Origin of the sequence: Streptococcus mitis (genome assembly GCF_000722695.1) — a bacterium.
GTDB classification, from domain to species: domain Bacteria; phylum Bacillota; class Bacilli; order Lactobacillales; family Streptococcaceae; genus Streptococcus; species Streptococcus mitis_O.
Genome location: NZ_JPFU01000010.1, coordinates 16,176 through 27,432, shown reverse-complemented (window position 1 = coordinate 27,432; position 11,257 = coordinate 16,176). Strand labels below are relative to the sequence as shown.

6 protein-coding genes are annotated in these 11,257 nt (G+C 39.8%); 1 reads left to right on the top strand and 5 read right to left on the bottom strand.

The features are described 5' to 3' along the window. Positions 1–376: transposase (locus SK629_RS03850; protein ID WP_152639368.1), on the top strand; the 376-nt coding region annotated here is incomplete at its 5' end. Positions 377–647: 271 nt separating this feature from the next. Here the strand turns inward: SK629_RS03850 and SK629_RS03845 are convergent. The 5 genes from SK629_RS03845 to SK629_RS03825 all read right to left on the bottom strand — a co-directional run bounded on the left by SK629_RS03845 (position 648) and on the right by SK629_RS03825 (position 10,923). Then, positions 648–1,265, bottom strand: a complete 618-nt coding sequence (locus SK629_RS03845; protein ID WP_042900664.1) for a TIGR01906 family membrane protein — start codon at positions 1,263–1,265, stop codon at positions 648–650. After that, positions 1,255–2,028: a TIGR01457 family HAD-type hydrolase gene (locus SK629_RS03840; RefSeq protein WP_042900663.1), complete on the bottom strand. Its 774-nt coding sequence runs from the start codon at positions 2,026–2,028 to the stop codon at positions 1,255–1,257. Before SK629_RS03840 ends, SK629_RS03845 begins: the two co-directional genes overlap by 11 nt. 10 nt (positions 2,029–2,038) lie before the next feature. Beyond that, positions 2,039–2,776 carry an acyl-[acyl-carrier-protein] thioesterase gene (locus SK629_RS03835; RefSeq protein WP_042900662.1) on the bottom strand — a complete coding sequence of 246 codons (738 nt, stop codon included), beginning with the start codon at positions 2,774–2,776 and terminating at the stop codon, positions 2,039–2,041. Positions 2,777–2,780: 4 nt separating this feature from the next. Then, positions 2,781–3,911: a radical SAM family heme chaperone HemW gene (hemW, locus tag SK629_RS03830; protein WP_042900661.1), complete on the bottom strand. Its 1,131-nt coding sequence runs from the start codon at positions 3,909–3,911 to the stop codon at positions 2,781–2,783. A 175-nt stretch (positions 3,912–4,086) separates the two neighbouring features. Next, on the bottom strand, positions 4,087–10,923 hold the full coding sequence (locus SK629_RS03825; RefSeq protein ID WP_042900660.1) for a YSIRK signal domain/LPXTG anchor domain surface protein: 6,837 nt from the start codon (positions 10,921–10,923) through the stop codon (positions 4,087–4,089). Positions 10,924–11,257 lie beyond the last annotated feature (334 nt).

Genomic DNA, 11,257 nt, shown 5'->3' with positions numbered 1-11,257 from the left:
GACAATTGTAGCCATCAATCAAAGGCGGTGGGAAATTGAAGAGAGTTTTCGTATCATGAAGCAGGAACTACGAGCCAGACCAGTTTATCTCAGCCGTTCAGATAGGATTCAAGCACATTTCACTATTTGTTTCCTAGCACTAATGATTTATCGTCTCTTGGAAAAACAAATAGGAGAAACAGTCACCTGTTCAGAACTCATCCAAACCTTACGCAATTATAAGTTCAAACATCTTTATGGAGTAGGATATCTTCCAACTTACACCAGAACAACTATCACGGATCAACTCCACCAAGCATTTGGCTTCCAAACTGATTTTGAGATTATAAGCGAAAAAAATATGAAAAAAATTTTTAAAAAAACCAAATCTCGATAAAAAGTACGCATTTTTTTAAAAGAGAAAAAGAGCTCCGAAAAGCTGTTATAGCAGCATTTAGGGGCTCTTTGTTTTCAAAAAACTGTCAAAGATGGGATTATACAAAAAAATAAAGCGCTTGACTAGGGATTTTTAGAAAAAAAGCCTATTTTTTCAAGAAAAATAGACTGCTTGCGAACGATTGACACAATTGGATTTGGTTAATTCACTCTTAACAATGGTTTCAAACGATATACATTTTTATATATACAAATTAAAAACATCTTTCTTTTCACTTCTTACGACTTTTCAGATAAAGATAGCCAAAGAAGCTTTCATAGAGGGCAAAAAAGAGGAGGAAGGCGTGAAGAAAGAAGGTCTCTGGCAAAATCAGAATCACTGGATCCTTGGCTGGATCAAAAAGCCAGGTATCATCTCCTACAAAGAGAATTTGATGAAAAAGGGTAAAGAATTGATCAAAACCAATCAAAACTCCCCCAAGACCAATCAACAAAGGCAAGACTACTAGGGCCAGAAGCCCTTTACTGAATAAAGACAAAAATCCCTTTTTCACAATCCCTTTGACAAAGAAATAGAAACTTGGCAGTGTCACTAGAGCAACTAGCTGAACCAAGTGAAAGAGGTTCTTGACCACTGCGAAATGGTGCAGACCAGCTGCTGACGAACGAAAATCAGGCATCTGCAAGACCTGACTAAAAGGATTAGTCAGATAATTCATCAAGATATGAAAGTTGTATTGAATGGTTTCTGGTTTTAGATAAACTCGATTTGTTAAGTTCAGCCACTGCATCTCTATAGGATAGAAAACCCAAGCCAAATAAATGGTCAAAAAGATTGAGAGGGAGAGGAGAAAGAGCATAGAGCTCCAAAAGGTCAGTTTAGTTTTCATCAAAATCCCACTCCGCAAGGCTAGAAACCACATGAGTCGGTACGATTGGCAGGTCTGCCACTTCTTCTGCCTTGGTAAAACCTGTCGTCACCAAGAGCGTTGGAATACCATTGTCAATCCCAGCCCGGATATCAGTTAGGTAGTTGTCCCCGACCATGATTAACTCTTCACGTTCTAAGCCTAAGTGCTCAACCGCTTTGTCCATAATGATGGCATTTGGTTTTCCGATATAAACAGGCTTCACTCGTGTTGCTACTTCAAGCAGCGTAATCAGTGAACCAGCACCAGGCAAAAGACCGCGCTCTGTCGGGATGTTTAGGTCAGGGTTGGTTCCGATAAAATGAGCACCCTTTTGAATCGCAAGAGTTGCTGTCGCAAATTTTTCATAGTCAACTTGCCAGTCCAGGCCTACTACCACATAGGCAGGATTTTCCTTGTCTTCCGCATAACCAGCCGCCTTGATGGCTTCCTTGAGACCTGCTTCTCCGATGACATAGACCGTCTTTTCCAGTCCCAAGTCGTTCATATAGTCGATAGTTGCCAAAGTCGCTGTGTAGACAGTCGATAGGGGCGTATCAATATTAAAATTCTGAGCCAACATCTCCTGAACACTCTCAGGAGTGCGGGTTGTATTGTTGGTCACAAAAAGATAAGGAATCTCTCTTTTTTGTAACTCGTGAACAAAAGCCTCCCCCGCTGGGATTCTGTCTTTGCCCTTATAAATGGTTCCATCTAAGTCAATTAAATAGCCTTTATATTTCATCTATTTCTCCCTAATCCTTTTTTATTTCTTGCCAAGTGATAATTGCTTGGGCATTGGTAGCCCCATCACTTGTAATCTCATGCTTACTTTCCAGTCCAGTCCGTTCAACAGCCGATGTAATCACCCCACCTGGTCGGACTTCCTTGACATACTTGAGGTTGATTTTCTTAGGAATATATTGGGTCAAAAAGTCCGCTCCCATGACTTCAAAAATCCAGTCCAGATATTTACTGTTATTGACATGGCCATTCATATCCAAGTCGTAAAAACGAACATGGTAATCCTTGCTGATTGGCTCGTCCAAGGACTCATACTTTGGCCCACGGATAAGCTTTTTATCAAAATCAGACTGGTAAGGAGCCACAATCTCAGGTTCAACAGCATGAACTTTTCGACTGTCTCGGTCCATGAGAACAAAGGTCGCCATCATGTGGATGAGCTCCTGCCCCGTTTCATCATAAATAGTAAAGCGACGGTAGCAAAAGAGTCGATTGTAGCTCAAAGCTTCCGTTTCGATGGTGATTTCTTCCGCAAAACGAGGCAAACGAGCCACCTCAATATCGTATTCTGTGATAATCCAGACCAGATTATAGTCCTCCAAAATGGTTTTATCACTAACTCCCAGTTCAATCGACTGCATCCCTGAAACTTGCAAGGACAGCAAAATCACATCTGGAAGTTTGATATGACCGTTCATATCAGCCATATCAAAAGGAATTTTCATTTTCATTTGATAAGTTAAGCCCATGATCCTACTCCAAAATAAATCGTTCTGCTACAGTGTCTCCCAAAAAGAGACCTCTTTTTGTCATGCGCACGCGATCACCGTCTATTTGCATGAGACCTTGTTGCACCAAGTCTCTGACAATTTCGCCATAAAGCCCCTCAAAAGACCGTCCGAATTTTTTCTCAAATCGTATTATAGAAATCCCTGATTTCTTGCGGAGCCCCAGAAACATTTCTTCTTCCATTTGCTCTTTTTGACTCAGGTGCTCTTCTGTGATACGAGCATTGCCTTCCTCAACCGCACTGAGATAATGACGAATGGGACCATGATTTTTATAACGAACACCATTGATATAACCCGATGCTCCAGCACCAATGCCATAGTATTCAGCATTGTCCCAATACATGAGATTGTGGCGACTTTCAAAACCAGGCTTTGAGAAATTGGAAATCTCATAATGCTCAAAACCAGCTCGCTCCAGTTCTGTTATGATGTACTCAAACATCTCCGCTTCCAGTTCCTCCTTAGGCAGAGGCAATTTCCCTCGTCGCATACGATTCATAAAGACCGTGTGATTTTCCAATATCAAGCTATAGAGACTCATGTGGGGAATATCCAGCCCAATAGCCTTCGCCACATTTTCCTTGACTTGCTCCATGGTCTGGCCAGGCAGCGCATAAATCAAGTCAATGGAGATGTTGTCAAAACCAGCCAGTTTCAGGCGGTCGATATTTTCATAAATATCCTTCTCAAAATGACTACGCCCAATCTTTTTCAGCATCTTGTCATCAAATGTCTGCACGCCTAGCGAAACACGATTGACAGCCGAGTTATTCAAAACAGCAATCTTGTCCGCATCCAAGTCACCCGGATTGGCTTCAATGGTCAACTCTTCCAAGACTGACAAGTCCAAGTTTTTAGTCAAACCCTTCAATAACACCTCCAGTTGCGGAGCCGACAGGGCTGTCGGTGTACCACCACCTATATAGAGAGTTGACAACTTTTGAATATCATAGGAACGAAACTCTTCTAACAGATGTTCCAAATAACTGTCGACTGGCTGATTCTTGATGAAGACCTTTGAAAAATCACAATAATAACAAATCTGGGTACAAAACGGGATATGCACATAGGCTGACGTTGGTTTCTTCTGCATAGTCTTATTATACCACAAAAAGCGAACAATACTTAGAATTCCGTTTAACAAAATCCTAGCATTGTTCGCTTTTTTTATCTAATCATTCTTTGTATTTTATGACGAATACGATTCCCAGAATCAATCTAGTTTGTCTTTACAATACAAAAGAATGAATGTTCATTTGACTAAATTTTTAGTCTTCTTTTTTCTTGCGAGCTACAAGTCCAAATCCACTCAATAGTCCAAGAAGTCCTAGAGATGCAAGAGCAGCATTTGATTCTGTTCCTGTATTTGGCAATACATTTTGAGAATCATTTGACTTAGCTCCATTATCATTAGTAGTCTTAGTATCTACCTGATCAGCATTCGGAGTAACTGCATCTGTAGTTGGAGTTGTTGGTGAAGGTGCAGGTGTATCTTGACCAGAACCTCCATTAGTGTCAGGTTTGACTGGCGTATCAGGTGTCACTGGTGCAACTGGAATTGTATCTGTTGGTGTTGCTGGTGTTACCTTAGCTGGAGTTTCTACTGGAACTTCCACAGCTGGTTTACCTGGTTCAGTAATCTTACCTGTACCTGGAACTTTACCGTCTGGTAATTCACTGTTTGGTACTTTACCTTTACCTTCTTCACCGATTGTAACAGTGATTGGGTTACCATCTTTACCTGGGATTTCTACCTTAGTTCCTGGTGGGTATGTTGAGCCATCTGGTTTCTTCGGTGTTACTGTAACGTCACCTGTCTTAGGATCTTGTTCAACATCTACTGTTGGTGTCTTACGAGCTGGTGTTGTTACATCCACTGGTTGTGATGGTTTCTTGTTAGGTTCTGTTACTGTTCCTGTACCTGGGACATTTGTCTTAGGAAGGTTGTCATTTGGTACTTCACCTGAACCATTGTCACCAATTGTTACTATGATTGTTGTTCCATTTTCTCCTGGAATTTCTACCTTGCTACCTGATGGGTAAGTTGTTCCATCTGGTTTCTTAGGCGTTACAATCGCATTTCCATTTGGTTGTTGAGTAATTTCAATCTTACCTGGTTTTTCAGTTACTGGTGTTTCTGGTGTGAATTTACCTGGTGTAGTTACATTAGGAACTTCCACAGCTGGTTTACCTGGTTCTGTAATCTTAGCTGTTCCTGGGACATCTTTCTTAGGAAGTTTGTCATTTGGTACTTTACCTTTACCATCTTGACCGATTTCAACAGTGATTGGACCATTTTCACCTGGAATTTCTACCGTAGTTCCTGGTGGGAATGTTGAGCCATCTGGTTTCTTAGGTGTTACTGTAACCTCTCCTGTCTTAGGATCTTGTTCAACATCTACTGTTGGTGTCTTATGAGCTGGCGTTGTTACATTAGGAACTTCCACAGCTGGTTTACCTGGTTCTGTAATCTTAGCTGTTCCTGGGACTTTACCTTCTGGTAATTCACTATTTGGTACTTTACCTTTACCGTCTTCACCAATTGTAACAGTGATTGGGTTACCATCTTTACCTGGGATTTCTACTGTAGTTCCTGGTGGGTAGGTTGAGCCATCTGGTCTCTTCGGTGTTACTGTAACATCACCTGTCTTAGGATCTTGTTCAACATCTACTGTTGGTGTCTTATGAGCTGGCGTTGTTACATTAGGAACTTCCATAGCTGGTTTACCTGGTTCTGTAATCTTACCTGTTCCTGGTACTTTACCTTCTGGTAATTCACTATTTGGTACTTTACCTTTACCATCTTCACCGATTGTAACAGTGATTGGGTTACCATCTTTACCTGGGATTTCTACTGTAGTTCCTGGTGGGTAGGTTGAGCCATCTGGTCTCTTCGGTGTTACTGTAACATCACCTGTCTTAGGATCTTGTTCAACATCTACTGTTGGTGTCTTATGAGCTGGCGTTGTTACATTAGGAACTTCCACAACTGGTTTACCTGGTTCTGTAATCTTACCTGTTCCTGGTACTTTACCTTCTGGTAATTCACTATTTGGTACTTTACCTTTACCATCTTCACCGATTGTAACAGTGATTGGGTTACCATCTTTACCTGGGATTTCTACTGTAGTTCCTGGTGGGTAGGTTGAACCATCTGGTCTCTTCGGTGTTACTGTAACATCACCTGTCTTAGGATCTTGTTCAACATCTACTGTTGGTGTCTTATGAGCTGGCGTTGTTACATTAGGAACTTCCACTGCTGGTTTACCTGGTTCTGTAATCTTAGCTGTTCCTGGCACTTTACCTTCTGGCAATTCACTGTTTGGAACTTTACCTTTACCGTCTTCACCGATTGTAACAGTGATTGGATTACCATCTTTACCTGGGATTTCTACTGTAGTTCCTGGTGGGTAGGTTGAACCATCTGGTCTCTTCGGTGTTACTGTAACATCACCTGTCTTAGGATCTTGTTCAACATCTACTGTTGGTGTCTTACGAGCTGGTGTTGTTACATCTACTGGTTGTGATGGTTTCTTGTTCGGTTCTGTTACTGTTCCTGTACCTGGGACATCTTTCTTAGGAAGATTGTCATTTGGTACTTCACCTGAACCATTGTCACCAATTGTTACTGTGATTGTTGTTCCATTTTCTCCTGGAATTTCTACCTTGCTACCTGATGGGTAAGTTGTTCCATCTGGTTTCTTAGGCGTTACAATCGCATTTCCATTTGGTTTGCGTATAATTTCGACTTCTAATGGTTTTAAAGTATCCGCTACTTTTGGATCTGTTCCATTTGTTTTTTCTGTTTCATCTGGAATTCCATCGTTATCATCGTCTTTATCTGTAACGTCTGGATCACCATCTCCATCTGTATCACGTTGGATTGTAACTGGTACTTCTACTGTAACCTCATCGTCACCATTCTTAACTTTTACTGGAATAGTTACTTTACGTTCTTCATCATCACCCCAGCTTGGTACTGTTGGTGTGCCTGTTAAGTTTCCATCGCCATCTACTGTTAAGCCGTTGACTGGTGTTTCTGTTGTAATTGTTGAACCTGGTTTGTTTGGTGTTACAACTTTTGTTGGAGGTACTTGTGCTTTTTCTTTCACTTTTCCTGGGTTTGTGACTGTACCTGTCAGTTTATCCGCTACTTTTGGATCTGTTCCATTTGTTTTTTCTGTTTCATCTGGAATTCCATCGTTATCATCGTCTTTATCTGTAACGTCTGGATCACCATCTCCATCTGTATCACGTTGGATTGTAACTGGTACTTCTACTGTAACCTCATCGTCACCATTCTTAACTTTTACTGGAATAGTTACTTTACGTTCTTCATCATCACCCCAGCTTGGTACTGTTGGTGTGCCTGTTAAGTTTCCATCGCCATCTACTGTTAAGCCGTTGACTGGTGTTTCTGTTGTAATTGTTGAACCTGGTTTGTTTGGTGTTACAACTTTTGTTGGAGGTACTTGTGCTTTTTCTTTCACTTTTCCTGGGTTTGTAACTGTACCTGTCAGTTTTTCTAATACAGTGACATTAACATTTACTGGTTCTTGTGAACCATCTGGATAAGTTACGATTACTACCGCATTTCCTACATTACCTGATGTATTTGTTGACGGTTTACTTTGTACCGTTAAAGTTCCTGGAGCAAAGTTTTGTACTTTAGCCTTCACTTCATCATCAGTAATATTATGGTTATACGGAACTGTTAAGGTTTCTCCTGTTGGATTGTGAACGTCTGCTTGGCTTCGTACTGTAATTGTAATCGTTTTTGTTGTTAAACGATTGTTTCTATCATATGCCTTAATCGTTACTGTACTATTTCCTGCAGGTCCTGTTGGTGTTCCTGTAATTTGATTATTCGCATATGTTAATCCTGATGGTAATCCTGTTACTTCAATCGGATTATTTTGACGCATTCCTACCCCACCTGTATTATCTACAGCTGTTACTGGGATTGGAGTGATTTGTTCACGGCTTGTTACTGTAGCATTATTTGCTGTAATTGTTGGTCCTGTTACGTCTGTTACTGTAACTGGTACATTTACATTGTCAAATGTTCCATCTGGGTATGTGACTTTCACTACCGCATTTCCTGCGTTTCCTGCTGTAGCTGTTGATGGTCTGCTTACAATTGATAAGCTTCCAGGAGCATAGTTACTTACTTTTGCTTTTAATTCTGCATCTGTAATGGTATGGTTTTGGTTTACAGTTAAGCCTGCCCCTGTTGGATTGTGAACGTCTGCTTGGCTTCGTACTGTAATTGTAATTGTTTTTGTTGTTAAACGATTGTTTCTATCATATGCCTTAATCGTTACTGTAGTGTTTCCTGCAGAACCTGTTGGTGTTCCTGTAATTTGATTATTCGCATATGTTAATCCTGATGGTAATCCTGTGACTTCAATCGGATTATTATCACGCATTCCAACTCCGCCTCTATTATCTTCAGCTGTTACTGAGATTGGAGTAATTTGTTCACGGCTTGTTACTGTAGCATTACCTGCTGTGATTGTTGGCGCTATCTTATCACGTGAAGTTACAGTAAAAGTAAAGCTCACTGGTGTGGCTCTGTGATTAGCATTATCCGTAGCATTGAAAGTAATTGTATTGGTCTTACCAACATCTTCTGCTGTTGTTGTAATCGTAATTCGTCTTGTTTTTTCAGTATCAGTGTCTGTTGGTGAAGTTATAGATGCTTTCCCTGAAAAGACCCTAGTACCGTATTTTGTTAGAAAATCATTAGCATCAAGATTAACATGTTTATTATCTCTTGCTGTTACTGTAAAGGTTACAGTTTGTCCTTCAACTACTGTTTGATTAGCTGGTGTAATAGTTAATGTTGGAGCTTGTGTATCTGGTGCTTCTGTTGGTGTAACTGGATCACTTTTCTCAGAGACTACAACTCCACCATTGTCAACCGTTGTTTCAGCTTTAAGAGGATTTCCTGGTAAAGCTCCTGATACCGTAATTCTTGCAGTTGTCCCATTTGATGTTCCTTGTCCAATCACACGATTTCCATCGTATAATTTTACAACAGATCCATTTTTAACCCCGCTACCTACATTAACTTCTATTGTTTGATTTGTTAAGCCTTTTTTGTTCACTACACTCGTTGTAATCGTTGGCTTTTTAGGGTTAACCGTAAAGTAAACTCTTCCATCTGATCCTGAATTTGCATCTTTTGATGTAGTTCCATCTTGGTATCTTGCAATTGCTGTATAAGTGAACTTCCCAGCATTTACTGTACTTGGAGAATTATTTCCTTCCCAACTCCAGCTCATTCCAGCAGGGAAATCTCCACTACCTTTACGTGTAATATATCTATCTGCTACAGGATTTCCTGAATTTGGAATGGAATCTCCTACTGTTTTTGTATGTGTGCTACCTTGAATAGGATATACTTGTGCATCTGGTTTAGTTACTAATCTAGAACCAGTAGCTGCATAAATGTATGCAGCAGTCGCATTTGAAGCCAAACCTGATTTAGTCGTTACAGCCATTACACCCGCACGTTTAGCTTCATCAGCTGTTACATTATTTTTTAAACGTAATTTTACATGATACTTATATGCATAGTTCACATTGGCACCTATTGATAATAAGTGAGAATACGATGCCCCTGGGTAACTATTATTTTGCTTAATAATACTATTTAATTCTGGATTATCCTTTAGATTTTTCAACATTTCTTGTCGTTGATTATCCCTAGTTGGACCAGCTGTCAGCTGGAAAAAGCTATAAGATTCTCCCCAAAGTCTTTGAGAACTACTATCTTCATACTGTCCATTTCTCAAAGGAACATTATAAGTATCGCCTACTTTTGTAAAATTGTTCGGATTATGAGAAAGCGTTCCTGTTCCTGTATTATTACGGTAGCGTTCATAGTAAGCTTCATAAACAGGTCCCTTTGGATAACTACCATCGCTATATAAAATATCACGTGGAGGATAGAACCAAAGAGCATTTCTTGTTGCACCATCTAATGCACGGCCATCATTTTGAAAATACACATCATAAGTAATATATTTCGCACCATTCTCTTCACTGTATTTTGCAGTCATGAATGTTTTCTGGATTGTTCGATCACGATTACCGTTTTCTGTTGACCCTTGCCCTCTTGCTTCTGATATAAACTCTTTAACATTAATTAAGGCATTTTCTACACGACCATATTCAACCGTAGTTGCTCTAAAGTTTGTACCTTGAGCCATGCTCTTGCCATTACGTGGATCATGAGAACCTGAAGTCAAACGAAGGGTAGAAATTTTAACAGAGTTAAACATTCTCTTCACACGTTTTGTCATATCTTCAACATCGTTAGGAGAAATCGTTGTATTCTCAATAACCCCTTGGGCTAATCCCAAGAGTTCGTTAGCTTTTTCAAATACTTCTTTAGTTGATTCATGTTCAGGAAGCTCAAGAACTGCCGCTTGTAATTGTTCAGCAGACAATTTTAGCGATTCTTTCTTATCTGAAATAGTTTTATCAGCTTCACTTAGTTCAGAAGTCGATTTGTTATCTTTGATTTCAGTCTTATTCTCAGTTGCGTTTTCTTGAACCTTGCTTGATTCTTTAGTAGCATTTGATAAGACAGTTAAATCACTTTCTAAAAGGGAAAGTAGTTCATCTACATCCTTCTGTGTTGCAGTATCACTATCTAGTAGGGCTTGCCCTTTTTGAACTCTGTCCTTAATCGGAGAAATAACTGACTTGTCAAGATCTGATTTCGATGAAAGAGTAGTATTTAACTCTTCAACTACTTTTTTTAATTTCGCTTTATCAACTACTTTGACAACGCTTTCATTATTAGTTGTCATCTTCTTTTCCGAAGGATTCTGTGCAACTTCTACTTTATTATCGGTAGATTGTTGAATCTCTACAAGTGGTTTATCCTTCTCCTTCTGGTTAACCACATCTGTGGTAGGTTGTGAATGATTTTCAATCACACTATCCGCACTAGCAACGCGCGCACCCAAAAACATCAGTGCTGCAACAGCTACTGAAGCCGCACCAAAGCTATATTTACGAATAGAGAAGCGTAGAACCTTTTCACGTTGGTGACGCTTTATTCTATTGAGTGAATTTGATTTGTTTTCCATTGTTCCTCCTTATGTTATGTTAAAACACAAAATCAAATAAAAAAGCAACTTTCATGGCCACACACCTTATAGTAATGCACCCATGAAACCTACTATGATGAGCATATCTTACACATCACAGCTATCACAGCTATCACAGCTATCACAGCTATCACAGCTATCACAGCTATCACAGCTATCACAGCTATCACAGCTATCACAGCTATCACAGCTATCACAGCTATCACAGCTATCACAGCTATCACAGCTCAATTATACCATTTTTGATATATTTAAACAAGAAAAAAACTATTTATCGCATAAAACAAGTGATAAAACATTTAATCATTCGCAA